Annotated in this window: 15 protein-coding genes, 2 tRNA genes and 4 rRNA genes; 9 read left to right on the top strand and 12 right to left on the bottom strand. The window is 57.7% G+C overall.

Annotated features, from left to right (window positions below; genetic code table 11):
• Window position 1: 1 nt before the first annotated feature.
• From U5A08_RS00650 to U5A08_RS00640, 3 genes are read right to left on the bottom strand one after another with little or no spacing between them, the layout of a single operon-like run.
• Window positions 2-853, bottom strand: coding sequence for an ABC transporter ATP-binding protein (locus tag U5A08_RS00650; protein ID WP_253392421.1), 852 nt, complete (start codon window positions 851-853; stop codon window positions 2-4).
• Window position 854: 1 nt separating this feature from the next.
• The gene (locus tag U5A08_RS00645) at window positions 855-1,880 is read right to left on the bottom strand and encodes an ABC transporter substrate-binding protein (RefSeq protein WP_321849792.1); all 1,026 of its coding nucleotides are present in this window, start codon (window positions 1,878-1,880) and stop codon (window positions 855-857) included.
• A gap of 14 nt (window positions 1,881-1,894) precedes the next feature.
• Window positions 1,895-2,788, bottom strand: a complete 894-nt coding sequence (locus U5A08_RS00640; RefSeq protein ID WP_321849790.1) for a TauD/TfdA dioxygenase family protein — start codon at window positions 2,786-2,788, stop codon at window positions 1,895-1,897.
• 332 nt (window positions 2,789-3,120) lie between these two features.
• Between U5A08_RS00640 and U5A08_RS00635 the strand changes: the two genes are divergently transcribed.
• The 5 genes from U5A08_RS00635 (at window position 3,121) to U5A08_RS00615 (ending at window position 9,748) form a co-directional block, all read left to right on the top strand.
• Window positions 3,121-3,819, top strand: a complete 699-nt coding sequence (locus tag U5A08_RS00635; RefSeq protein WP_253392418.1) for a GntR family transcriptional regulator — start codon at window positions 3,121-3,123, stop codon at window positions 3,817-3,819.
• Window positions 3,820-4,199: 380 nt separating this feature from the next.
• On the top strand, window positions 4,200-4,958 hold the full coding sequence (locus U5A08_RS00630; protein WP_321849787.1) for a DUF3050 domain-containing protein: 759 nt from the start codon (window positions 4,200-4,202) through the stop codon (window positions 4,956-4,958).
• A complete protein-coding gene (locus tag U5A08_RS00625; protein WP_321849785.1) occupies window positions 4,955-5,902 on the top strand; it encodes a diiron oxygenase in 948 nt (315 codons plus the stop codon). Before U5A08_RS00630 ends, U5A08_RS00625 begins: the two co-directional genes overlap by 4 nt.
• The gene (locus U5A08_RS00620) at window positions 5,899-9,270 is read left to right on the top strand and encodes an amino acid adenylation domain-containing protein (RefSeq protein WP_321849783.1); all 3,372 of its coding nucleotides are present in this window, start codon (window positions 5,899-5,901) and stop codon (window positions 9,268-9,270) included. Before U5A08_RS00625 ends, U5A08_RS00620 begins: the two co-directional genes overlap by 4 nt.
• A gap of 19 nt (window positions 9,271-9,289) precedes the next feature.
• Window positions 9,290-9,748, top strand: coding sequence for an SRPBCC family protein (locus U5A08_RS00615; RefSeq protein ID WP_247397844.1), 459 nt, complete (start codon window positions 9,290-9,292; stop codon window positions 9,746-9,748).
• Between the two features lie 39 nt (window positions 9,749-9,787).
• On the opposite strand, the gene U5A08_RS00610 is transcribed toward U5A08_RS00615, so the two are convergent.
• The 9 genes from U5A08_RS00610 to U5A08_RS00570 all read right to left on the bottom strand — a co-directional run bounded on the left by U5A08_RS00610 (window position 9,788) and on the right by U5A08_RS00570 (window position 20,504).
• Window positions 9,788-11,668: a methyl-accepting chemotaxis protein gene (locus tag U5A08_RS00610; RefSeq protein WP_253392413.1), complete on the bottom strand. Its 1,881-nt coding sequence runs from the start codon at window positions 11,666-11,668 to the stop codon at window positions 9,788-9,790.
• 346 nt (window positions 11,669-12,014) lie between these two features.
• Window positions 12,015-12,130, bottom strand: a 5S ribosomal RNA gene (gene rrf, locus U5A08_RS00605).
• A gap of 109 nt (window positions 12,131-12,239) precedes the next feature.
• Window positions 12,240-12,355 (bottom strand): 5S ribosomal RNA (rrf, locus tag U5A08_RS00600).
• Window positions 12,356-12,512: 157 nt separating this feature from the next.
• Window positions 12,513-15,403: ribosomal RNA gene (locus U5A08_RS00595) — 23S ribosomal RNA — on the bottom strand.
• A 247-nt stretch (window positions 15,404-15,650) separates the two neighbouring features.
• Window positions 15,651-15,726, bottom strand: a tRNA-Ala gene (locus tag U5A08_RS00590).
• Between the two features lie 27 nt (window positions 15,727-15,753).
• Window positions 15,754-15,830: transfer RNA gene (locus tag U5A08_RS00585), tRNA-Ile, on the bottom strand.
• Window positions 15,831-15,912: 82 nt separating this feature from the next.
• A 16S ribosomal RNA gene (locus U5A08_RS00580) occupies window positions 15,913-17,449 on the bottom strand.
• Together the 16S, 23S and 5S rRNA genes with 2 tRNA genes alongside form the textbook arrangement of a ribosomal RNA operon.
• 639 nt (window positions 17,450-18,088) lie before the next feature.
• Window positions 18,089-19,309 carry a CaiB/BaiF CoA transferase family protein gene (locus U5A08_RS00575; RefSeq protein WP_253400319.1) on the bottom strand — a complete coding sequence of 407 codons (1,221 nt, stop codon included), beginning with the start codon at window positions 19,307-19,309 and terminating at the stop codon, window positions 18,089-18,091.
• 13 nt (window positions 19,310-19,322) lie between these two features.
• Window positions 19,323-20,504, bottom strand: a complete 1,182-nt coding sequence (locus U5A08_RS00570; RefSeq protein WP_247403140.1) for an acyl-CoA dehydrogenase — start codon at window positions 20,502-20,504, stop codon at window positions 19,323-19,325.
• Window positions 20,505-20,661: 157 nt separating this feature from the next.
• Here U5A08_RS00570 and U5A08_RS00565 point away from each other — a divergent pair, with 157 nt between their 5' ends.
• The 4 genes from U5A08_RS00565 to U5A08_RS00550 all read left to right on the top strand — a co-directional run bounded on the left by U5A08_RS00565 (window position 20,662) and on the right by U5A08_RS00550 (window position 24,907).
• Window positions 20,662-21,561, top strand: a complete 900-nt coding sequence (locus tag U5A08_RS00565) for a LysR family transcriptional regulator (RefSeq protein ID WP_247403137.1) — start codon at window positions 20,662-20,664, stop codon at window positions 21,559-21,561.
• Between the two features lie 452 nt (window positions 21,562-22,013).
• Complete coding sequence (locus U5A08_RS00560) at window positions 22,014-23,135, top strand: Re/Si-specific NAD(P)(+) transhydrogenase subunit alpha (RefSeq protein WP_321849779.1); 1,122 nt, start codon at window positions 22,014-22,016, stop codon at window positions 23,133-23,135.
• A 15-nt stretch (window positions 23,136-23,150) separates the two neighbouring features.
• The gene (locus tag U5A08_RS00555) at window positions 23,151-23,471 is read left to right on the top strand and encodes an NAD(P) transhydrogenase subunit alpha part 2 (protein ID WP_003220416.1); all 321 of its coding nucleotides are present in this window, start codon (window positions 23,151-23,153) and stop codon (window positions 23,469-23,471) included.
• On the top strand, window positions 23,471-24,907 hold the full coding sequence (locus tag U5A08_RS00550) for an NAD(P)(+) transhydrogenase (Re/Si-specific) subunit beta (RefSeq protein ID WP_253400318.1): 1,437 nt from the start codon (window positions 23,471-23,473) through the stop codon (window positions 24,905-24,907). Before U5A08_RS00555 ends, U5A08_RS00550 begins: the two co-directional genes overlap by 1 nt.
• The last annotated feature ends 166 nt before the right edge of the window (window positions 24,908-25,073 follow it).

The raw sequence follows: 25,073 nt of genomic DNA, 5'->3' as shown, positions 1-25,073 counted from the left end.
TTCAGTAAGCGATGCGGATATCGGCGAAGCCCAACTCACGTTCGGCTTCGGGCGCTTCATCGAACAGCAGGCGATGAATCCTTCGCGCCGACGCCTGGAGTTCCACGCCGCCCAGGCTGTGCAGGTCGTATTGATGGCTGTGGATTTCCGCGCGCACCCGTCCCGGATGGGGCGACAACAACAGGATGCGATTGCCCACCACCAACGCCTCTTCGATGGAGTGGGTGACGAACAGCAAGGTGAAACGCACTTCCTCCCAGAGCCGCAGCAACTCTTCCTGCATCTTGCGGCGGGTCAGGGCGTCGAGGGCGGCGAAGGGTTCGTCCATCAGCAGGATTTTCGGCTGCATGGCCAGGGCGCGAGCGATGGCCACGCGGGCTTTCATGCCGCCGGAGAGGGTGTGCGGATAGGCGTCGGCAAAGGCGCTGAGGCCGACTTTGTCGAGGTAGTGCAGCGCGCGTTCTTCGGCTGCACGACGCTTGAGGGTGTTTGACGCCAGCAGCGGGAACATCACGTTCTGTTTGACGGTCTTCCACGGCGGCAGCTGGTCGAATTCCTGGAACACCACAATGCGATCAGGACCGGGGCGTTCGACCTTCTGCCCCAGCAGGCGGATCTCCCCTTCGCAAGGCTGGATAAACCCGGCGATGGACTTGAGCAAGGTGGATTTGCCGCAACCCGACGGGCCGAGCAATACGTAGCGGTCGGCCGGGTCGACTTCGAAACTGACCTGGTGCGTGGCCCGCACCACGCGCTCGGGGGTGCGGTATTCGAGGCTGACGTTATCCACCGCCAGCAGCGCGGCGGCAGCGGACAGGTTGCTGGCCGCGTGGCCTTGCAAGGGCGCGTTCATCTCAGCTTCCTTGCAGGGGCTTGGCGTCCTGGAAGAAGTAGTCCTTCCACGATTCAGGCTTGTTCTTGATCGCGCCGACGCGGTAGAGGAATTCCGCCAGCGGGTAGGTGTTTTTCGGCGTGACGCTGAATTCGAATTGCGGGTTGTCGATGATTTTCAGCAGCTCGGCGCGGTCGATCTTGGCCTTGGTCACGCGGATGTATGTGTCGGCGGCGGCGCCTTTGTCGTTCTGGGCGAACTGCGCGGCTTCGGTCAGCGCATCGACGAATGCCTTGTAGGTTTTCGGGTTGTCGTTACGGAATTTTTCAGTGGCGAACAACACCGTCGGCGAGTTCGGGCCCAGCAGGTCGTAGGTGTTGAGCACCACATGCACATTGGGGTTCGCCAGGGCCTGGTCCTGGAACGGCGGGTTGGAAAAGTGCCCGGTCAGCTCGGTGCCGCCGGCGATCAGCGCTGCCGTGGCGTCAGGGTGCGGGACGGCGACGGTGTACTGATCGAGGCGATTGAATTCCTTGTCGCCCCACTGCTTGGCGGCCGCGTATTGCAGGAAGCGCGACTGTACCGACACACCCACCGCCGGCACCGCGATGCGGTCTTTATCGGTGAAATCGGCGATGGTCTTGACCTTGGGGTTGTTGCTCACCAGGTAGTAGGGAAAGTTACCGAGGGAGGCAACGGCCTTGACGTTCTGCTTGCCGTGGGTGCGGTCCCAGATGGTCAGCAGCGGGCCGACGCCGGCACCGGCGATGTCGATGGAGCCGGAGAGCAGCGCATCATTGACGGCCGCGCCGCCGGAGAGTTGGGTCCAGTCGACCTTGATATCGAGGCCTTCCTGTTTACCGTATTTTTCGATGAGGTGCTGGTCGCGCACCACGTTGAGCAGCAGGTAGACGATGCCGAACTGTTCGGCGATGCGAATCTCACCTTCAGCCTGCGCAACCGCTGGGGCGACGAGGCTGCCGGCCAACAGGCTGATACCCAGGCCGAGCGTTGCGGCCAGCCGTGCAAATGGAATGTTCCTGGACATGGTCATGCTCCGAATCAGAAAGGCGCGTCGCCCTGGATGGTGGTGCGGTACAGCTTGCGGCGCAGATGGCTCGGGCAACCGGCCGCCAGGTGGATCAGCGAGCGGTTGTCCCAGAACACCAGGTCGTGGGGCTGCCATTGATGGCGGTAGATATTTTCCGGCAGCACGCTGTGGGCGTAGAGCTGGGCCAGCAGGTCGCGGCTTTCGTCTTCCGGCAGGCCGATGATGCGGGTGGTAAAGCCTTCACTGACGAACAGCGCCTTGCGGCCGTTTTCCGGATGGGTGCGCACAATCGGGTGGACCACTTCGGCGACTTGGGCGAGCTGCTCGGGGGTCAGCGTCGGGCGCCAGTTGCCTTCGAATTTGCTTTCGCTGTAACGCGCGGTGTAGGAGTGCGCGGCGCTGCGGCCGTGTACGGCTTTGCGTAGGTGCGCGGGCAGTTGGTCCCAGGCCTTGTGCATGTCGGCAAACAAGGTATCGCCGCCTTCGGCTGGCAGTTCCTGGGCGTGCAGCATCGAGCCCAGGCTGGGCAGTTCTTTATAGGACAGATCCGAATGCCAGAATTTGCCCGCATCGCCCAGGCCGATGGATTGGCCGTTTTCGACGATGTTGGAGACGATCAGGATTTCCGGGTGGTTGGCCAGCAGGAACTGCTTGAGCACATGGATCTGCAGCACGCCAAAGCGGCGGCTGAAGGCGATTTGCTGTTGGGGGGTGATGCGTTGGTCGCGAAAGATCACCACATGCTGATCCAGGTGCGCGCGGTGAATGCGGGCGAAATCCTCGTCGTTGACCGGACGGGACACATCCAGGCCGATGATCTCGGCTCCCACGCTGCCGGGGAGTGGACGAATCTCGAAGGTTTGGGCGTTAGAGGTCGCGGTTGGAACAGTAGAGGTGGCGGACATGAATTCACTCCCGGTCGGACAGGAGAGTGACTTTATAGGCATAAGAACGGCATTTTAAATACCGTTAGTGAATATGCATAGATGGGAATGTAGCGCCGATCACCTGCGCCGGGCGCTGGCAATGGAGTAAACGAGGGCGGTGAAGTGTTCAATTCAGCGCAATCTGACACCGGTGTGTAAGACACCGCAAAAGCATGATGTGGGCGCTCAGAGTCGCGTGTTTAGCCGCTTACAAGCCGAAAACCTTGCGCGTTTGACAAGCCTGTAGGCAATCTCTAGTGTGCATTGGATCCAATAAGCCATACCCATTCTATAAGGAGGCTAGCGTAGCCGTGACGCAAAAGCCGAGCCCTTTGAGTAGTATCAAGGTCAGCGGGCCTATTCCCGCCCATCTTGCTCGTTCCGTAATCGAAGAAACCTTGCGCAATGCCATCCTCGATGGCCGGTTGCCTTGTGGTACCGCCATGCGCCAGCAAGAGCTGGCCAGCCTGTTCGGCGTCAGCCGCATGCCCGTGCGTGAAGCCCTTCGGCAGTTGGAAGCCCAGTCGTTGCTGCATGTCGTGACGCACAAGGGTGCGGTGGTTGCACCGCTGATCGAAGACAATTCAGCCGAGACCTACGCCTTGCGCATGCTGCTGGAATCCGAAGCGCTGCGGTTGTCGATTCCGTTGCTCACCGCAGACGACATTGCCCAGGCGGATGCCTTCATCACGGCGCTGGAGCAGGAGAAAGACTATACCGAGATTGGCCGGCTCAACCGCCTGTTCCACATGGCGCTGTATGGCAAGGCGCCCAACCGACGACTACTCACGTTGGTCGAACACGGTTTGAATGAAGAGGAGCGCTTCCTGCGCTTCAACCTTGAGGCGATGGGATTGGGCGAGACGTCCCAGGAAGATCACCGCGAACTGCTGAGCCTGGTGGCGCAGAAGAAGGTCGCCGAAAGCATCCTGACGCTGCGCAATCACCTGATGCGAGGCATGGAGGTCATCAGCACTTACCTAAAGGGCCTTGAGGCGGCCGGCAAGTAAGGTTTTCCACCGGTTTAACCCTTTAAGCATTGCGGGGCTGCCTTCCCTCCTGGGAAAGCCCCGCGTCAAGATGCCCCGGTTAACACTATTCGACTGCGTACTGCCTGCTAATGCCAGGGAAACTTCCCACGTTTAATAATACAACTTACCCACAACCGGAATCTTTTCGAAAAAACATCTAATACATTTATAAGCTCGCCCAAACGTTTAATCGGCTTATTATCATTATTCAACAAACCAAACACCTCAACCGCCTGCACGACCCCCTATTTGGGCGGTGCTGCGCGCGTGTCTTGGCTAAACCGTTACCTGTCTGCTTTTTGGCTGCAAAAGCCCATCACTGTTTTCAGAGCAGTCGCAACAACTTATAGGCATCAACCATGTATCAAGTTCTACTTAAACAAAAAAAGCTGCAGTTATGCAGTCACCCGTTATTTGAAGAAATAACTTCACTTGGCAAGTTACAACTTTTTATGGAAAACCATGTATTTGCCGTTTGGGACTTCATGACCCTCACCAAACGCCTGCAACGGGACCTGACGTGTACGCAGTTGCCCTGGCTCCCACCGAGCGACCCGCAAGCCGCCCGCCTGATCAACGAAATCGTGCTGGGCGAGGAGTCGGACCAACATCCCAGGCGTGGTCATTGCAGTCACTTCGAGCTGTACCGGGAGGCCATGCTCGAAGTGGGCGCCAGTACCCACGCCATCGATACCTTCATCACGCTGCAACGGCGGGGCGTCGAGGCCAATGCCGCCTTGGGTCAGGTCGATGTCCTGCCCGGCGTGGCCCGCTTCGTCGCGAGCACGTTGCACATTGCGTTGAATGCGCCCACCCACTGTGTGGCCGCCGCCTTCCTGCACGGCCGCGAGAGTATTATCCCGAGCATGTTCGAACGGCTGTTGCAGGGCAGTGAAATCATCGATCGCCAGGCGCCTACATTGGGCTACTACCTCAACCGCCATATCGAACTGGACACCCAAGGCCATGAGCCAGCGGCACAGAGAATGCTCCAAGGCCTGACCCTCAGCGCTCCCGAGTACCAGCAACAAGCCGTTGAAACCGCGATCAACGCCGTGGAAAACCGCATCAAGCTCTGGGACGACGTGCGTACCTCGCTACAACAGGTGCGCCCATGAACGTCGCCGACTACCGCTCCATCGCCGAAGACTGGGAACGCCGCGCCACCATCCGCACGCGCCCTCGCCGCCTGCTGGAAAACGACGACAAGCTGATCTATCCGCTGTGCCGCCAGCCCCTGGTCCTCAGCACGACCTTTCTTGAGCATTGCCCGCAGTGGCGCGACTTCGTGCTGCTGCAAAGCTTCTACAAGTTCATCAATGACGTGGTGATTTTCGAAACCGAGATCGTCGACAAAACCGCGCGCAACATTGCCAAAAACCGTTTCGCCCTGCCCTTCCCCCTTGTGTGTCGCTACGACGCGATGACCGTCGTGGTGGACGAGGATTATCACGCCCTGGTCGCGCTGGACTTCCTGCAACAGACCGTGGAGATGACCGGCATACCGCCACTGGACCTGCCCCTGCAAATCGAACTCAGCCACGCCCTGCCGGTGGCGCAGGCACAGGTCCCGGCGCACCTGCGCGATGCGGTGGAATTGATTGGCGTGGCCATCGCCGAGAACACCGTGACCCATGACGTGGCGGCGTTTTCCAAGGACCACAGCGTCAAGGCCTCCATCCGTGGCTTGATGGCCGATCACCTGTTCGACGAAGGGCGCCATGGGCAGTTCTGGACGCGCCTGGTGCGCCTCTATTGGCAGGCGGCAAGCCCGGATGAGCGCGACAGCATTGCCCCTGTCTTGCCCATCTTCCTGCAGCACTACCTGACCAACGAGCTGCAAAAATCCTTCGACCTGCAACTGATCGATCAGTTGGACGTGAGCACTGACGTTCGCCATGCACTGAGGGCCGACATGGCGGCACTGGATTTCCCCATCACCCGCCACCACCCGCTGATCGGCAACATCATGGGCTTTCTGCAGCACAGCGGCTTGCTGCAGACACCGAGCGTAGCCCAGGCACTGGCCGACTATCTGCCAGTGGCAGGGAGAGCGGCATGAGACGACTGACAATTGGATGGTTCGGTATCAGCCATGCCCTCGATGCGCTGAGGCTGGAGCTGGAGCAATATGGTCATCTGTCGGGTCATGACGCTGCCGACCTGGTGATTGAGGACGGTAGCGCGTCACTGCCGACATACCTGGCCACCGCCCCACGCATCAACCTGCGCCTGGGCGTCGGCCCGCTGACGGAGTACGGGTTGCCGCAGCTACAGTTGCGCGCGTATGACGCTGGCCAACGCTGGGGGGTCGTGTTGGACCTTGCCGAAGAGCCCAGCGGTAATGGCCAGCGACTGCGCCTGCGAGCGATAACTGCGCTGGTGGAATGGCTCGCTGCACTGGTGAGCGGCTTCGCCCGCGACCCTGAGTATTTTCCCACAGGGGCCGGCGCCAATGCCTGGCCCGAACACGGTTTGCAAAGGCTGGAGGCGTTGGCGTTTGTGCATCGGTTCAATCACACGACCGATGTACACCTGCTGCAGGCGGCACAGGTGCCAATGATCGAACGATTGCAGGCCAGCCTGCTCACCTTCGCCACACGGCCGGCGCTGAACATTGCCGGCCGTGCGCTGACCTATCGGCAATTGCACACTCAAGCACGGGCAATCCAGCAACGGCTCGCTCCACTGCTGGAAGGCGTCGGGGCACCGCCGGTGGTCGGGGTGTGCCTGGAAAAAACAACCGCGTTGTACGCCAGTATTCTTGCGGTGCTGGGCTGCGGCGCGGTTTACCTGCCACTGGCCCCTGACCATCCACCGCAACGCCAACAGGCCATGCTGGACAGCGCAGGAGCCAGGGTGTTGCTGGATGATGGTCGCCACCCACTGCGCGATTGCTTCGTTTCATTGGATGTCAGTGCAATCGATCAGCGCGATACGTTGCCGCCGCTGCTGCGGCATCGCCCCAACCCCGATGCACCGTGCATGGCGCTCTTCACCTCGGGCACCACCGGCCGCCCCAAAGGCGTGCTGCTGAGCCAGGGCAACCTGGCCCATTTCACCGCCTGGTTCGGCGGTTGCATGGAGCTGAACGAGCAGAGCCGGGTGTTGCAGTTCGCTGCGTTGAGCTTCGATGCCTCGGTGATGGATATCTTCCCCAGCCTGATTGCCGGCGCCGAGTTGATCGTCCCGAGCGAGGCGCAACGACGCGACCCGCAGCAACTGCTGGAACTGATCCGCCAGCAACGTATCACCCATGCCTTCCTGCCGCCGGCGCTGCTCAGCATCCTGCCGCTGGATCAACCGCTGGGCCTGGCGCACCTGCTGACCGGCGGCGACGCCTGTGAGCCCTACGTGATCGAACGACTGGCCGGCCAGTGCCAGTTGCACAATCTCTATGGCCCCACCGAAGCCACGGTACTGGTCACCCATCGGACGTTGCGGCCAGGGGACAGCAATCGCAACGTCGGCCGCCCCATCGCCAACAGCCAGGTGCTGATACTCGATGAGCACTTGCAGCCAGTGGACGAGCAGGTGATGGGCGAGTTGTACATCATCGGGCCCGGCGTGAGCCTGGGGTACTTGAACGCAACACAACGGTGCGACGACCCTTTTGTCGAACTCGCATTGCCGGGCGGCCAGCCCTTGCGCGCCTACCGCAGCGGTGATTGCGCCAAGTGGACCCGCGACGGCATCGAGTTGGGTGGGCGTCGGGACGAGCAGGTGAAGATTCGGGGGTTTCGAGTCGAGCCCCAGGAGATCGAACAATGCCTGCGCGCCAGCCGGCTGTTTCGTCAGGTGGCGGTGGTGATCGACGGTGATCGCAGGATTAGCGGTGTGGTCGCCCAACCGGAACCTGGCGCCACGATAGACGCCCTCAAGCAGTATGCACGCCAGTGGCTGCCTGACTACCTGCAACCCGAGCGGTGGATCGAATTAGCCGGCATGCCTTACGCGGGCAACGGTAAAGTCGATCGCCAGGCCTTGTTGCAACTGCCGGCGCAACCCGCGTCGAATCGCACCGCAGAGGCCGCGCAAACGCCGCTGCAGGTTGAACTGGTGCGGCTGTGGAGTGAGTTGTTGCAGCTTCCCGCAGGGACGTTGTCCATCGATGACAGCTTCTTTAACGTCGGCGGCCACTCCATTCTGCTGTCGAGCCTGCTGCTACGGGTTCGCGAACAATTTGGTCGCAATCTGCCCCTGAACAGTTTTTTTGAAATGCCGACCATTCGTACACTCGCGACGCTGCTGGAGGGCGGCCCGCGTGCCGATGCACCCTCCGGCCAGGCGGTTCAAGACGCACAGCGCATACCGGCGCTTGAGGTGCTACCCGAGGCCTGCGCCGGTGACCGCCGCAAAGTGATCGTGACGGGAGCCAACAGTTTTATCGGGGTACACATCGTCGAAGCGTTGCTGGCCGGCGGTGCTACGGAAGTGGCATGTCTGGTGCGGGAACTGCCGAACCAGTCGGCAACGGTACGGTTCACCCAGGCGTTGCATGAATACCGCCTGGAACATCTGGACCAGAGCCGGGTGCGGGTGTACGCCGCCGATATCAGCCAGCCTGGCCTGGGCTTGGCAGGTGAGGTGTACGAGCGCCTCGCCAGGGACTTTGGCGTGCTGGTGCATAACGCGGCGCGGGTCAATCATGTGATGGACTATGCGGCGCTGGTGAAAGACAACGTCGACCCTGTACTGGAATGCCTGCGCCTGTGTGAAACCCACAGCAAAAAGGTCTTCAACTTCATCTCGACACTGTCGGCATGCAGCGCCATCGACGCCACGGGACAGGTCCTGGAGTCGCCGGCTGCGGCAACGCTGCCGATCTACATCAAGAATGGTTACAACCTCTCCAAATGGGTGGCCGAACGGCTATCGGGCCGCGCGCTGGAGCAAGGCGCCTGGGTGAATATCTATCGTCCGGGCAATATCAGCTTCAACAGCCAAAGCGGTGTTTGCCAACCACAGAAAAATCGCCTGATGCTGATGCTCAAGGGCTCGCTGCAACTGGGCCTGGTTCCCCGTTTAGAGGTGAACTTCGACCTGATGCCGGTGGACTTTTTTGCGCGTTTTCTCGCGCGCCACTGCACCCATTTCGCAGCCGGGCGCAGCGTGTACAACCTGCATAACCCACAACCCTTGAGCTGGGAGCAGTACCTCGATGCATTCAGCGACGCCGGCTACACATTCGACCGGGTCAGTGTTGCGCAATGGCAACGGCAACTGCGAACAGTGGGCCGCGAAAACGCACTGTTTGGCGTGCTGGGTTTTTACCTGGACGGGTTGGGTGAAGACATCGGCGATACGTCGATGATCCGTCACGACAATGCACGCCGGGGCGTGGAAGAAATGGGCACAACGTACCCCGAGAAATGCCCCGCGCTGTTAGGCAAAGGCTGCGACTACCTCAAGGCCATCGGCTTTCTTTGAACCGCTTCAGGACAACCTCATGAAACCGTTGCAACCCGATACATTGATCCGCAACCCCCAGGGCACGCCAGTGGTGGCCTCCGTCGTAGTCGACTGCGAGGCCGCCCGGCTGTGGGGCTTGGTGGGGGAATTTGCAGGCTTTGATGCGTTCATTCCCGCCTTGTCGCACATTGAAATAATCGGCACCGGTGTAGGCGCTTTGCGCACGAAGTATTTCCACGATGGCCATTGTGCGGTGGAGCAACTCAATAGCCGTGACGAAGAGGCCATGTACATGACCTGGACCACCGTCTACAACACCTTGGGCGTGGCCCGCTTGTGGGCGGCAATGCGTGTGGAAGCACTGGATTCAGGCTGTTCCAGGGCGACCTGGACGCTCATCGGCGAACCGGTCGATACCGCGCAGGAAGGGTTCGAACACTTTATGCAGAGCTTCGCCGACGGCGCATTGGATAATGTCCGACAGATGCTTGGCTAAGCAGTAGGAGCGAGAGGCCTCACTCCTCTGCCATCGGGGTCAGATCTTGAAACTGTCGACCAGTTGTTTCAAACGGTTGGCCTGTTGGGACAGTGCGTCGCAGTCTTTCAACGTTTCGTTGAGGTTGACCACGCCTTGCTGGTTCAACAGGTTGATCTGGTTGATATCGACGTTGAGGGTTTCCACTACGGCGGTCTGCTCCTCGGTGGCTGCGGCGACCGATTGGTTCATGCCGTCGATTTCAACAATCCGTTGCGTCACGCTGATCAGGCGCTCGCCGGCCTGGTTGGCGACGACGACGCTCTCTTCGCTGGAGGTCTGGCTGGCGTTCATGGTGGTCACCGCCTCCCGCGAACCCACTTGCAGCGAAGTAATCATTTTGTGGATTTCTTCGGCCGATTCCTGGGTACGGTGAGCCAGGTTGCGTACTTCATCGGCGACCACGGCAAACCCACGGCCAGCTTCCCCGGCACGGGCGGCCTCGATCGCGGCGTTGAGCGCGAGCAGATTGGTCTGCTGGGAGATGCCTTTGATTACATCAAGAATGTGGCCGATGTTATCGGTGCTGGCGTTCAGAGTCTCGATCTGGGTGCAGGACAGGCTGATCTTTTGCGACAGTTCCGACATCGCCAGGATGGTTTGCTCCACCACTTTGCGCCCATCGTCAGCCTGCTCGCTGGCACCGCTGGCGTGCTGGGAGGCATCGGCTGCGTTACGCGCGATTTCCTGGGTAGCGGCGCCCAGTTCGTTGATTGCCGCCGCGACGCTGTTGGTGCGCGCACTCTGCTCGTCAGAACCGATGATCGAGGCGTTGGACGACGCCATTACGCGCTGGGACAGGTCATGCACCTGGCGCGTTGCCGAGGACACCTCGGAAATGGAGGCGTGGATACGCTCGACGAACTGGTTGAACGCGCTGCCTACCTCGCCAAACTCATCTTTGCTGGTCACATTCAGGCGGCGGGTCAGGTCACCCTCGCCCTGGGCGATGTCCTGCATGGCAACGCCCATGGTTGTCAGCGGCCGTAGCAGCACTTGGATCAGCAAGCTCAAGAGCACTGCAATCGCCACCACGGCAATCAGCATGGCAATCAGCGCGGACGTGCGGAATTTACCCAGGGGGGCGTAGGCTTTATCTTTATCGATCGACAAGCCGATGTACCAGTCTGCGCCCGGCAAACCGCTGATAGGGGTGAAGGACAGAATGCGATCCTGGCCGTTGAGGACAACATCCTGGTTTAGCTTCTCGATGCTTACGCGGGTGCCTGGGTAGATGTCCTTGAGGTTCTTCATCACCTGGTCCTGATCAGGACTGACGATGACTTGGCCGTCGCCGCTGACCAGGAACGCATGGCCGATGCCGCCGAAGTCTACCGAGTTGATGATCTTCACCAGCGTTTGCAGGCTCAGGTCACCGCCGACCACGCCCAGCAACTCGCCATTCTTTTTCACCGGCATGGCGATGGTCACGATCTGCCCGCCAACAGCAGCCATGTAAGGCGGGGTCAGCATGGTTTTGTCAGCAGCCACGGCTTGCTTGTACCACGGGCGCTGGCGCGGATCATAACCGTCGGGCATTTTTGCGTCGGGGCGTTGGGTGAACACGCCGCTGGTTTGGCCAACGTAAGTGAACTGGAAGTTCGAGGTGAGCGCGGGTTGATCCACCAAGCCAGGAAGGTCTGCAGCGCTCCCCTGATGAGCCACGTTTTGCGCGAGGTTTTCGAGTACCAACACACGGCCACTGAGCCAGTTCTGCACACTGCTTGCGGTGAGCTCACCGGATTGCTGGATGGACGACTCCAGGTTTTGCTTGATGGTGGTGCGTTGCAGATAATCGTTGTACAGCGTGAATAACGCGAAAGCCAGGACGACGACGCCTGACGCGGCCAACAGAATTTTATGACTGAACTTTAGATTCATTTCATCGACTTCTTTTGCCAAAGGGGGGGAGCGTGCTGGGTGGAACATTCCATGTAACGCATAGGTGGACGCTTGGGTCGCCCTAAATCGGTGCACGCATGGCTCATCAGGCTTTCGGCCAAATGAAGTGGAATCTTAAGGTTTTGTGAGAAAGATCCTCTTTTTGAGTGGGAAACCGACCAGTGGTCCCAGTAAGGCGCCCGAAACTGCAAAGTCTTGCGGTCTTTCAAGAAGGGTGGCCATTGATCATAGGCCGCGGGTTATCTGAGCGGATGTGTGGCCAAAGCAAACGCCTTAAACGACAAAACCCCTGTCTGCGCTAGCAGACAGGGGTTTCGGAATTCAATCTTGACGATGACCTACTCTCACATGGGGAAACCCCACACTACCATCGGCGATGCATCGTTTCACTGCTGAGTTCGGGATGGGATCAGGTGGTTCCAATGCTCTATGGTCGTCAAGAAATTCTGTGTACCAGACCGTTGCGTTGGCAACGTCCCAGTGAAATTCGTGGACTTCTACTAAAACAAAACCCCTGTCTGCGTAAGTAAACAGGGGTTCTGGAATTTAATCTTGACGATGACCTACTCTCACATGGGGAAACCCCACACTACCATCGGCGATGCATCGTTTCACTGCTGAGTTCGGGATGGGATCAGGTGGTTCCAATGCTCTATGGTCGTCAAGAAATTCGGGTACTGAGTCGTGACCAGTTGGCCTCGCTTCAGCAAATTGGGTATGTGATAGCTTTCGGTGTTTTGTAAGAGTCGAACTTTCGGTTCGTTTCGTCTTCACACACCGCAATCTGATGCTCTTTCGAGTAGTCAAATTGCTTGGGTGTTATATGGTCAAGCCTCACGGGCAATTAGTATTGGTTAGCTCAACGCCTCACAGCGCTTACACACCCAACCTATCAACGTCGTAGTCTTCGACGGCCCTTCAGGGGACTCAAGGTCCCAGTGAGATCTCATCTTGAGGCTAGTTTCCCGCTTAGATGCTTTCAGCGGTTATCTATTCCGAACATAGCTACCCGGCAATGCCACTGGCGTGACAACCGGAACACCAGAGGTTCGTCCACTCCGGTCCTCTCGTACTAGGAGCAGCCCCTCTCAAATCTCAAACGTCCACGGCAGATAGGGACCGAACTGTCTCACGACGTTCTAAACCCAGCTCGCGTACCACTTTAAATGGCGAACAGCCATACCCTTGGGACCGGCTTCAGCCCCAGGATGTGATGAGCCGACATCGAGGTGCCAAACACCGCCGTCGATATGAACTCTTGGGCGGTATCAGCCTGTTATCCCCGGAGTACCTTTTATCCGTTGAGCGATGGCCCTTCCATACAGAACCACCGGATCACTAAGACCTACTTTCGTACCTGCTCGACGTGTCTGTCTCGCAGTCAAGCGCGCTTTTGCCTTTATACTCTACGACCGATTTCCGACCGGTCTGAGCGCACCTTCGTACTCCTCCGTTACTCTTTAGGAGGAGACCGCCCCAGTCAAACTACCCACCATACACTGTCCTCGATCCGGATAACGGACCTGAGTTAGAACCTCAAAGTTGCCAGGGTGGTATTTCAAGGTTGGCTCCACGCGAACTGGCGTCCACGCTTCAAAGCCTCCCACCTATCCTACACAAGCAAATTCAAAGTCCAGTGCAAAGCTATAGTAAAGGTTCACGGGGTCTTTCCGTCTAGCCGCGGATACACTGCATCTTCACAGCGATTTCAATTTCACTGAGTCTCGGGTGGAGACAGCGCCGCCATCGTTACGCCATTCGTGCAGGTCGGAACTTACCCGACAAGGAATTTCGCTACCTTAGGACCGTTATAGTTACGGCCGCCGTTTACCGGGGCTTCGATCAAGAGCTTCGCGTTAGCTAACCCCATCAATTAACCTTCCGGCACCGGGCAGGCGTCACACCCTATACGTCCACTTTCGTGTTTGCAGAGTGCTGTGTTTTTAATAAACAGTCGCAGCGGCCTGGTATCTTCGACCGGCATGAGCTTACGGAGCAAGTCCTTCACCCTCACCGGCGCACCTTCTCCCGAAGTTACGGTGCCATTTTGCCTAGTTCCTTCACCCGAGTTCTCTCAAGCGCCTTGGTATTCTCTACCCAACCACCTGTGTCGGTTTGGGGTACGGTTCCTGGTTACCTGAAGCTTAGAAGCTTTTCTTGGAAGCATGGCATCAACCACTTCGTCATCTAAAAGATAACTCGTCATCAGCTCTCGGCCTTAGAATCCCGGATTTACCTAAGATTCCAGCCTACCACCTTAAACTTGGACAACCAACGCCAAGCTGGCCTAGCCTTCTCCGTCCCTCCATCGCAATAACCAGAAGTACAGGAATATTAACCTGTTTTCCATCGACTACGCTTTTCAGCCTCGCCTTAGGGACCGACTAACCCTGCGTCGATTAACGTTGCGCAGGAAACCTTGGTCTTTCGGCGTGGGTGTTTTTCACACCCATTATCGTTACTCATGTCAGCATTCGCACTTCTGATACCTCCAGCAAGCTTCTCAACTCACCTTCACAGGCTTACAGAACGCTCCTCTACCGCATCACCTAAGTGATACCCGTAGCTTCGGTGTATGGTTTGAGCCCCGTTACATCTTCCGCGCAGGCCGACTCGACTAGTGAGCTATTACGCTTTCTTTAAAGGGTGGCTGCTTCTAAGCCAACCTCCTAGCTGTCTAAGCCTTCCCACATCGTTTCCCACTTAACCATAACTTTGGGACCTTAGCTGACGGTCTGGGTTGTTTCCCTTTTCACGACGGACGTTAGCACCCGCCGTGTGTCTCCCATGCTCGGCACTTGTAGGTATTCGGAGTTTGCATCGGTTTGGTAAGTCGGGATGACCCCCTAGCCGAAACAGTGCTCTACCCCCTACAGTGATACATGAGGCGCTACCTAAATAGCTTTCGAGGAGAACCAGCTATCTCCGAGCTTGATTAGCCTTTCACTCCGATCCACAGGTCATCCGCTAACTTTTCAACGGTAGTCGGTTCGGTCCTCCAGTTAGTGTTACCCAACCTTCAACCTGCCCATGGATAGATCGCCCGGTTTCGGGTCTATTCCCAGCGACTAGACGCCCTATTAAGACTCGCTTTCGCTACGCCTCCCCTATTCGGTTAAGCTCGCCACTGAAAATAAGTCGCTGACCCATTATACAAAAGGTACGCAGTCACCTAACAAGTAGGCTCCCACTGCTTGTACGCATACGGTTTCAGGATCTATTTCACTCCCCTCTCCGGGGTTCTTTTCGCCTTTCCCTCACGGTACTAGTTCACTATCGGTCAGTCAGTAGTATTTAGCCTTGGAGGATGGTCCCCCCATATTCAGACAAAGTTTCTCGTGCTCCGTCCTACTCGATTTCATGACTAAGAGATTTTCGCGTACAGGGCTATCACCCACTATGGCCGTACTTTCCAGAACGTTCCGCTAATCTCAAAGCCACTTAAGGGCTAGTCCCCGTTCGCTCGCCACTACTAAGGGAATCTCGGTTGATTTCTTTTCCTCAGGGTACTTAGATGTTTCAGTTCCCCTGGTTCGCCCCTTACACCTATGTATTCAGTGTAAGGTAACCATCTTATCATGGCTGGGTTCCCCCATTCAGACATCTCCGGATCAAAGTCTGTTTGCCGACTCCCCGAAGCTTTTCGCAGGCTACCACGTCTTTCATCGCCTCTGACTGCCAAGGCATCCACCGTATGCGCTTCTTCACTTGACCATATAACCCCAAGCAATCTGGTTATACTGTGAAGACGACATTCGCCGAAAATTCGAATTTCTCAATTAAGAGAACTCACAAATTTTACCTTAGCCTGATCCGTTACCAGTGAAAGTAACGTTCAGTCTATCTTTCTATCACATACCCAAATTTTTAAAGAACGATCTAATCAAAGACTAGAAATCAACATTCACCATCATCACGATGGAATGCTCATTTCTAAGCTTTCAAACTTCAGAAGCAGTAGTGGTGGAGCCAAACGGGATCGAACCGTTGACCTCCTGCGTGCAAGGCAGGCGCTCTCCCAGCTGAGCTATGGCCCCGTATTTCTACAGGTTCCCACACAAAATTGGTGGGTCTGGGCAGATTCGAACTGCCGACCTCACCCTTATCAGGGGTGCGCTCTAACCAACTGAGCTACAGACCCAATTTCGGGCTGCTTCTTATCGTCTTCTTCAATGAATCAAGCAATTCGTGTGGGAACTTATGGAGCAGCTGATGTCGTCGATTAAGGAGGTGATCCAGCCGCAGGTTCCCCTACGGCTACCTTGTTACGACTTCACCCCAGTCATGAATCACACCGTGGTAACCGTCCTCCCGAAGGTTAGACTAGCTACTTCTGGTGCAACCCACTCCCATGGTGTGACGGGCGGTGTGTACAAGGCCCGGGAACGTATTCACCGCGACATTCTGATTCGCGATTACTAGCGATTCCGACTTCACGCAGTCGAGTTGCAGACTGCGATCCGGACTACGATCGGTTTTCTGGGATTAGCTCCACCTCGCGGCTTGGCAACCCTCTGTACCGACCATTGTAGCACGTGTGTAGCCCAGGCCGTAAGGGCCATGATGACTTGACGTCATCCCCACCTTCCTCCGGTTTGTCACCGGCAGTCTCCTTAGAGTGCCCACCATAACGTGCTGGTAACTAAGGACAAGGGTTGCGCTCGTTACGGGACTTAACCCAACATCTCACGACACGAGCTGACGACAGCCATGCAGCACCTGTCTCAATGTTCCCGAAGGCACCAATCTATCTCTAGAAAGTTCATTGGATGTCAAGGCCTGGTAAGGTTCTTCGCGTTGCTTCGAATTAAACCACATGCTCCACCGCTTGTGCGGGCCCCCGTCAATTCATTTGAGTTTTAACCTTGCGGCCGTACTCCCCAGGCGGTCAACTTAATGCGTTAGCTGCGCCACTAAGAGCTCAAGGCTCCCAACGGCTAGTTGACATCGTTTACGGCGTGGACTACCAGGGTATCTAATCCTGTTTGCTCCCCACGCTTTCGCACCTCAGTGTCAGTATCAGTCCAGGTGGTCGCCTTCGCCACTGGTGTTCCTTCCTATATCTACGCATTTCACCGCTACACAGGAAATTCCACCACCCTCTACCATACTCTAGTCAGTCAGTTTTGAATGCAGTTCCCAGGTTGAGCCCGGGGATTTCACATCCAACTTAACTAACCACCTACGCGCGCTTTACGCCCAGTAATTCCGATTAACGCTTGCACCCTCTGTATTACCGCGGCTGCTGGCACAGAGTTAGCCGGTGCTTATTCTGTCGGTAACGTCAAAACAATCACGTATTAGGTAACTGCTCTTCCTCCCAACTTAAAGTGCTTTACAATCCGAAGACCTTCTTCACACACGCGGCATGGCTGGATCAGGCTTTCGCCCATTGTCCAATATTCCCCACTGCTGCCTCCCGTAGGAGTCTGGACCGTGTCTCAGTTCCAGTGTGACTGATCATCCTCTCAGACCAGTTACGGATCGTCGCCTTGGTGAGCCATTACCTCACCAACTAGCTAATCCGACCTAGGCTCATCTGATAGCGCAAGGCCCGAAGGTCCCCTGCTTTCTCCCGTAGGACGTATGCGGTATTAGCGTCCGTTTCCGAACGTTATCCCCCACTACCAGGCAGATTCCTAGGCATTACTCACCCGTCCGCCGCTCTCAAGAGAAGCAAGCTTCTCTCTACCGCTCGACTTGCATGTGTTAGGCCTGCCGCCAGCGTTCAATCTGAGCCATGATCAAACTCTTCAGTTCAAACATCTTTGGGTTTTTAAGAAACCCTAAACTTGGCTCAGCAATCGTTGGTTACATCTTTGATTTCTCGCGGAGTAACTTGTGATGCTGATAATCTTGTTGACTATCAGTCTGACTCCACAAGCACCCACACGAATTGCTTGATTCAGTTGTTAAAGAGCGGTTGGTTAAGATCTTTCGTCTCAACCGAGGCGCGCATTCTACAGCAGCCTCATTTGCTGTCAAGTGATTATTTTAAGAAGTTTTCAAAGTTTCCTTTGTAACTTCAACCACTTGCGCTTCCGATCTCTCGTTAGCGGGAGGCGAATTCTACAGCGTTACACGCTGCTGTCAACACCTCTTTTTCTCCGCTTTCGACCGAGAAGATCGAAACGTTAATAGAGCCAAACAACACTGCTCTACCAACTCCTTCCAGGCCTCGATGAACTGAAGCAGGCCGCTGTCGAATCTCGCATAACTCTTTGTTTACCAAGGAGTTTTCCGTTTCGACTGCGCCGGAAGTGGGGCGAATTATAGACGTCCAGGATTTGCCGTCAACCCTTAATTTTGCTTATTTAACCATTAGTTAGGATTGGCTAAAAAATCACCAACTTTCTTCTATATAGAGCCCTTCACCGCTCTCTATATAGAAGAGAGGACTCAGATAACCCCAGCCTCTTTTAAAGCGGCCACATTCGCCGGCAGCAACCCCAGTACTTCCTGCAACACCCTGACCGTATGCTCACCCAATAGAGGAGGCGCACTGCGGTACTCCACGGGGGTCTTGGATAACCGGATGGGACTGGCAACCTGAGGCACCATCCCCGCCAGCGCATGAGGTAACTCAATCGCCAGCCCGCGCGCCTTGACCTGGGCATCCGCGAACACCTGTGCCAGATCATTGATCGGCCCACACGGCACGCCGACTCGCTCCAACTGCGATACCCACTCGGCCGTCGTCTTGAACACCGTCGCCTGGCGAATCAAGGGAATCAGTTCCGCACGATTGGCCACCCGCACCTTATTGGTCGCGAAACGCGGGTCATCCGCCCATTGCGGCTGACCCGCCACCTCCGCGAACTTACGGAACTGCCCATCATTCCCCACCGTCAGGATGAAATCGCCATCGGCCGTAGGGAAATCCTGATAAGGCACGATATTCGGATGCGCATTACCCAAGCGCTTTGGCGGCACGCCTGTCGTCAGGTAGTTCATCGCCTGGTTGGCCAGGCAAGCCACCTGCACATCCAGCAGCGCCATATCAATATGTTGCCCGCCGCCGTCACGCTCGCGATGAGCCAGCGCCGCCAGGATCGCCACCGTTGAATAGAGCCCCGTGAGGATGTCAGTCAACGCCACCCCCACTTTCACCGGCCCCGCGCCCTCATCACCTTCCGGTCGCCCCGTCAGGCTCATGAGTCCGCCCAACCCCTGGATCATGAAGTCGTAGCCCGCACGAGCCGCATAAGGTCCCGTCTGGCCAAACCCGGTGATAGAGCAATAGATCAACGCCGGGTTGGCCTCCTTGAGCGACGCATAGTCCAACCCATACGCCGCCAGGCCGCCCACCTTGAAATTCTCGATCAGGATGTCGGACTTCGCCGCCAGGTCACGCACCAGCTTCTGCCCCTCCGGCTGCGTGAAGTCGATGGTCACCGACTCTTTGTTGCGGTTGGCGGACAGGTAATACGCCGCCTCACTGGTGTTCTCGCCATAAGCGTCCTTGAGGAAGGGTGGCCCCCAGGCACGCGTGTCGTCACCATTACCCGGCCGCTCGACCTTGATCACTTCAGCCCCAAGATCCGCGAGAATCTGCCCGGCCCAGGGGCCCGCCAGTACTCGCGACAAATCCAGTACCCGCAGATGCGAAAGCGCGCCCATGCCCGTGCTCCTATTAATAGAACGCCTGAAGACCGGTTTGCGCACGCCCCAGAATCAAGGCGTGTACATCGTGGGTACCTTCATAGGTGTTCACCACCTCCAGGTTTACCAGGTGACGCGCCACCCCGAACTCATCGGAGATACCGTTGCCGCCCAGCATATCCCGCGCCATGCGTGCGATATCCAGCGACTTGCCGCAGGAATTGCGCTTCATGATCGAAGTAATTTCCACCGCCGCAGTGCCTTCATCCTTCATCCGCCCCAGGCGCAGGCAGCCTTGCAGGGCCAGAGTGATCTCGGTCTGCATGTCCGCGAGCTTCTTCTGGATGAGTTGGGTCGCCGCCAATGGCCGACCGAACTGATGACGATCAAGGGTGTATTGGCGAGCGGTGTGCCAGCAGAACTCGGCAGCACCCAGCGCACCCCAGGAGATCCCGTACCGAGCGGAGTTAAGGCAGGTGAAGGGGCCTTTCAAGCCACGCACATCCGGGAAGATGTTCTCGTCGGGCACGAACACGTTGTCCATGACGATCTCGCCGGTAATGGAAGCCCGCAGGCCGACCTTGCCGTGAATCGCCGGAGCGCTCAGGCCTTTCCAGCCTTTCTCCAGGACAAAGCCGCGGATATCACCGGCATCATCCTTGCCCCACACCACGAACACATCGGCGATCGGGCTGTTGGTGATCCACATCTTGGCGCCGGTCAGGCTGTAGCCGCCATCCACCTTGCGCGCCCGGGTAATCATCGCGCCCGGGTCGGACCCGTGGTCAGGCTCGGTCAGACCGAAGCAACCGATCCACTCACCCGACGCCAGTTTCGGCAGGTATTTCTGTTTTTGCGCTTCGGTGCCGAACTCATTGATCGGTACCATGACCAGTGACGACTGCACACTCATCATCGAGCGATAGCCGGAGTCGACTCGCTCGACCTCACGCGCAATCAACCCATAGCAGACATAATTCAGGCCACTGCCGCCGTACTGCTCGGGAATCATCGCGCCCAACAAGCCGGTCTCACCCATCTCGCGGAAGATCGCAGGGTCGGTCTTTTCATGGCGGAAGGCTTCGAGCACCCTTGGCGCCAACTTGTCCTGGGCGAATTGCTCAGCACTGTCGCGCACCATGCGCTCTTCTTCGGTGAGCTGTTGATCCAGCAGCAGCGGATCGATCCAGTTGAAGCTTGCCTTGCCAGCCATGAATAAGTCCTCGCAAAGAAAATCAGAAGTCGTGGATGCAGACTAGGCCCGGCAAGCGCAGAGGGCAAACGAGGTTTTTGCATAGGCTTGTGCTAATTTCTCACTCCGTAATAGCCGAGAAGGGCGCAAATGCGCCTTATATGTGAGGACAAGGTACATGCGCAGAAAAATCCCCAGCACCACCGCCCTTATCAGCTTTGAAGCTGCGGCCCGCCACGAGAGCTTTACCAAGGCTGCGCAGGAGCTTTCCATCACTCAAGGCGCCATTTGCCGACAGATCGCCAGCCTTGAGGAGTTTTTAAGTGTCGAGCTGTTTCGCCGCTCGCGGCGCGGGGTCAAGCTGACGGAAGCGGGCCTGTCGTATAGCCGTCGCGTCGCCACGCAATTGGACGCGGTGGAACGCGACACCTTGTCGGTCATGGGCCAGCAGGGCGCGAACGTCATCGAGCTGGCGGTGGTGCCGACCTTTGGCACCCAATGGCTGATCCCTCGCCTCAAGGACTTTCAGCGCCAGCACCCGGAAGTCACGGTCAACCTCACCAACCGCACGCGCCCCTTCCTGTTTGCCGACACCGAATTCGACGCCGCGATCTATTTCGGCGATGCCGACTGGTCCGGTACCGAGTCCCACCGGCTGATGGGAGAAAACCCCGTCCCCGTGTGCAGCCCGCGCTTACTCGGCAGCCGCACACACTTCAGCCCCCAGGAAATCGCCGAACTGCCATTGCTGCAGCAAACCACGCGGCCCTATGCCTGGCGCCAGTGGTTCAACGCGCAACAACTGAACATACCTCGCGACATGACAGGCCCCCGTTACGAGCTATTCTCGATGTTGTCCCAGGCGGCCATGCATGACATGGGCATTGCGCTGATTCCACCGTTCCTCATCCAGCGCGAACTGAACGAGCACCAACTGGTAATCGCAAGCCCCGAAGCGCTGAGCAACTCGAAGGCGTATTACTTGATGATTCCTGACAGAAAAGTCGAATCCGCATCCCTGCACGCCTTCAGGGATTGGCTGATCGACCAGTCGCAGCGCTACAGCCCAGGAATCTAAGGACCAAACGCCACTTATGGACTATGTAGTCAGATAACATCAAATACTACAGATATCCGTAAATGTCGCATTTAAGAAAACTGTACCTGCTCGACGAAAATATGGCTCAAAGCCATAACCCTCATGGCTTGTAGCGACTATTACCGGCCAATGCCCGACTATTCACAACGGCGATTGCGAAACCACGAAAATCCAGAGTCGTCAGGTTAAGTATTTGTATTTAAATGGGTTATTTAAAAGCATTGCGGCAATCAGTCACAGGGTGACTTGTAGTTAATTTTTCGTCACCCGTCATAATCCCTTGAAGGCCGTAAAGTTCGCCTGCAAAATGCCGCGCCCCGCTGTCATTTCAGCGGGATCGTGCTGATCGGCCGCCCCAGATGTGCCACTCACGGTGCGCTGGCCTTTTTACAATAAGATCAAAAGCAAAAAGATCATGCAGGAGATTTGACGTGCACATTGGTGTTCCTCTCGAAACCCAGACCGGTGAAACGCGGGTGGCTGCCACCCCGGAAACCATCAAGAAGCTGATCGGCCAGGGCCATAAGGTCACTGTACAAAGCGGGGCGGGCATCAAAGCCAGCATCGTCGACAGTGCCTATGAAACGGCAGGTGCAACCATAGGCAGCGCCAGCGATGCATTCGGCGCCGAGCTGATCCTAAAAGTGGTGGCTCCCAGCGACAGCGAACTGACGCTGATCAAAAGCGGCACCGTGTTGGTGGGCATGCTCAATCCGTTCAGCAACGAAACCATCGCCAAGCTGGCCGAGCGGGGCATCACTGCCTTCGCGCTCGAAGCCGCGCCGCGTACTTCGCGGGCCCAGAGCCTCGACGTGCTGTCGTCCCAGGCCAACATCGCCGGTTACAAGGCCGTGTTGCTGGCCGCCCATCACTACCCACGCTTCATGCCGATGCTGATGACTGCCGCCGGTACGGTAAAAGCCGCGCGCGTGCTGATCCTCGGCGCTGGTGTTGCGGGCCTGCAGGCCATCGCCACGGCGAAACGCCTGGGGGCTGTGATCGAAGCGTCTGACGTGCGCCCGGCCGTGAAGGAGCAGATTGAATCCCTCGGCGCCAAGTTCGTCGACGTGCCCTACGAAACCGACGAAGAGCGTGAATGCGCCGTCGGCGTCGGCGGTTATGCGCGCCCGATGCCAGCCAGTTGGATGCAACGCCAGGCTCTGGCCGTCCACGAACGCGCCAAGCAGGCCGACATCGTCATCACCACCGCCCTGATCCCGGGCCGCAAGGCCCCGACCCTGCTCAGCGCCGACACGGTTGCACAGATGAAGCCCGGCTCGGTGGTGATCGACCTCGCCGCCGCTCAAGGTGGCAACTGCCCGCTGACTGTCGCCGATCAGGTGGTAGTGGAAAACGGCGTGATCATTTGCGGCCCGACCAACCTGGCAGGTGCCGTCGCCGCTGACGCATCGGCCCTGTATGCGCGCAACCTGCTGGACTTCCTGAAGCTGGTCTTCAACAAGGAAGGGCAGTTTGAAATCAACCTCGAAGACGACATCGTCGCCGCGTGCCTGATGTGCCGCGACGGCCAAGTCATCCGCAAAAACGCCTAAGCAGGGATTCAGACGATGGAAGAGCTTATCTCCCCCGGTATCTACAACCTGATCATCTTTGTGCTGGCGATTTATGTCGGTTACCACGTGGTCTGGAACGTTACCCCCGCACTGCACACGCCACTGATGGCCGTGACCAACGCGATCTCGGCGATCGTGATCGTCGGCGCAATGCTGGCCGCCGCACTGACCGTGACTCCGCTGGGCAAGACCATGGGCACCCTGGCCGTGGCGCTGGCAGCGGTCAACGTGTTCGGCGGTTTCCTGGTGACCCGTCGGATGCTTGAGATGTTCAAGAAGAAAGCCCCGAAAGCAAAAGAAGAGGCGCCGAAGTAATGAGCATGAATCTCGTGACGACGCTCTACCTGATTGCGTCGATCTGTTTCATCCAGGCCCTCAAAGGCCTGTCGCACCCAACCACTTCGCGACGCGGCAACCTGTTCGGCATGCTCGGCATGGCGCTGGCGGTACTGACCACCGTGGGCCTCATCTATAAGCTGGGCGCTGAGCTTGCCACCGCCGGCATTGGCTACGTGATCGTTGGCCTGCTGATCGGCGGCACCGCCGGTTCGATCATGGCCAAGCGCGTGGAAATGACCAAGATGCCGGAACTGGTCGCCTTCATGCACAGCATGATCGGCCTGGCAGCGGTGTTTATCGCCATTGCCGCCGTGGTCGAGCCGCAATCGTTGGGCATCGTCAAAAACTTGGGCGACTCGATCCCCGCCGGTAATCGCCTGGAGCTGTTCCTCGGCGCCGCTATCGGTGCTATCACCTTCTCCGGTTCGGTGATCGCCTTCGGCAAGCTGTCGGGCAAGTACAAGTTCCGTCTGTTCCAAGGCGCACCGGTACAGTTCGCCGGCCAGCACAAACTGAACCTGGTGCTCGGCCTGACCACGCTGGGGCTTGGCCTGACCTTCATGTTCACCGGCAACCTCAGCGCCTTCGCGCTGATGCTGGCGCTGGCGTTTGTGCTGGGCGTGCTGATCATCATCCCGATCGGCGGCGCCGATATGCCGGTGGTGGTGTCGATGCTCAACAGCTACTCCGGCTGGGCAGCGGCAGGGATCGGCTTCTCGCTGAACAACTCGATGCTGATCATCGCCGGCTCCCTGGTGGGCTCAAGCGGCGCGATTCTGTCGTACATCATGTGTAAGGCGATGAACCGCTCCTTCTTTAATGTGCTGCTCGGCGGTTTCGGCAATGCGCCGGATACCGGTGCTGCGGCCGGTTCGAAAGAAGCGCGCCCGGTGAAGTCCGGCTCGGCCGACGACGCCACGTTCCTGTTGACCAACGCCGATACCGTGATCATCGTGCCGGGCTATGGCCTGGCGGTGGCACGCGCACAGCACGCACTCAAGGAGTTGACCGAAAAGCTGACCCACCGCGGCGTGACCGTCAAGTACGCGATCCACCCGGTGGCCGGCCGTATGCCCGGACACATGAACGTGCTGCTGGCCGAGGCCGAAGTACCTTACGACCAGGTGTTCGAGATGGAAGACATCAACTCCGAATTCGGCCAGGCTGACGTAGTACTGGTGCTCGGCGCGAACGACGTGGTCAACCCGGCCGCCAAGAACGACCCGCACTCGCCGATTGCCGGCATGCCGATCCTCGAAGCGTTCAAGGCCAAGACCATCATCGTCAACAAGCGCTCGATGGCCAGCGGCTATGCCGGCCTGGACAACGAGTTGTTCTACCTGGACAAAACCATGATGGTCTTCGGCGACGCCAAGAAGGTTATCGAAGACATGGTCAAGGCTGTCGAATAACACTGCGCCAGCGCAATACCCGAAACCCTGGCCTCCAGTAGGCTAGGGTTTTTTATTGCAGCATGAAAACCGACCAAAGGCCCTAAATCGCTGCCCGGCATTCGACCATGGTAGCGGGCCGAAATTTTTTGAAATCACTAAACTGCACACCTTGCCTCCGTATCTC

This window comes from Pseudomonas paraveronii, assembly GCF_963681955.1.
In the GTDB taxonomy this organism is placed as follows: domain Bacteria; phylum Pseudomonadota; class Gammaproteobacteria; order Pseudomonadales; family Pseudomonadaceae; genus Aquipseudomonas; species Aquipseudomonas paraveronii.
The sequence above is the reverse complement of the archived record's forward strand: the minus strand, read 5'-3'. Positions and strand labels throughout refer to the sequence as shown.

Bases quoted from the DNA above. Each gene is read 5' to 3' on its own strand.
- U5A08_RS00615 (WP_247397844.1), top strand. From the start codon at position 9,290: ATGAAACCGTTGCAACCCGATACATTGATCCGCAACCCCCAGGGCACG.
- U5A08_RS00610 (WP_253392413.1), bottom strand. From the start codon at position 11,668: ATGAATCTAAAGTTCAGTCATAAAATTCTGTTGGCCGCGTCAGGCGTC.
- U5A08_RS00645 (WP_321849792.1), bottom strand. From the start codon at position 1,880: ATGTCCAGGAACATTCCATTTGCACGGCTGGCCGCAACGCTCGGCCTG.
- U5A08_RS00575 (WP_253400319.1), bottom strand. From the start codon at position 19,309: ATGGGCGCGCTTTCGCATCTGCGGGTACTGGATTTGTCGCGAGTACTG.
- U5A08_RS00550 (WP_253400318.1), top strand. From the start codon at position 23,471: ATGAGCATGAATCTCGTGACGACGCTCTACCTGATTGCGTCGATCTGT.
- U5A08_RS00650 (WP_253392421.1), bottom strand. From the start codon at position 853: ATGAACGCGCCCTTGCAAGGCCACGCGGCCAGCAACCTGTCCGCTGCC.
- U5A08_RS00620 (WP_321849783.1), top strand. From the start codon at position 5,899: ATGAGACGACTGACAATTGGATGGTTCGGTATCAGCCATGCCCTCGAT.
- U5A08_RS00640 (WP_321849790.1), bottom strand. From the start codon at position 2,788: ATGTCCGCCACCTCTACTGTTCCAACCGCGACCTCTAACGCCCAAACC.
- U5A08_RS00625 (WP_321849785.1), top strand. From the start codon at position 4,955: ATGAACGTCGCCGACTACCGCTCCATCGCCGAAGACTGGGAACGCCGC.
- U5A08_RS00565 (WP_247403137.1), top strand. From the start codon at position 20,662: ATGCGCAGAAAAATCCCCAGCACCACCGCCCTTATCAGCTTTGAAGCT.
- U5A08_RS00630 (WP_321849787.1), top strand. From the start codon at position 4,200: ATGTATCAAGTTCTACTTAAACAAAAAAAGCTGCAGTTATGCAGTCAC.
- U5A08_RS00555 (WP_003220416.1), top strand. From the start codon at position 23,151: ATGGAAGAGCTTATCTCCCCCGGTATCTACAACCTGATCATCTTTGTG.
- U5A08_RS00570 (WP_247403140.1), bottom strand. From the start codon at position 20,504: ATGGCTGGCAAGGCAAGCTTCAACTGGATCGATCCGCTGCTGCTGGAT.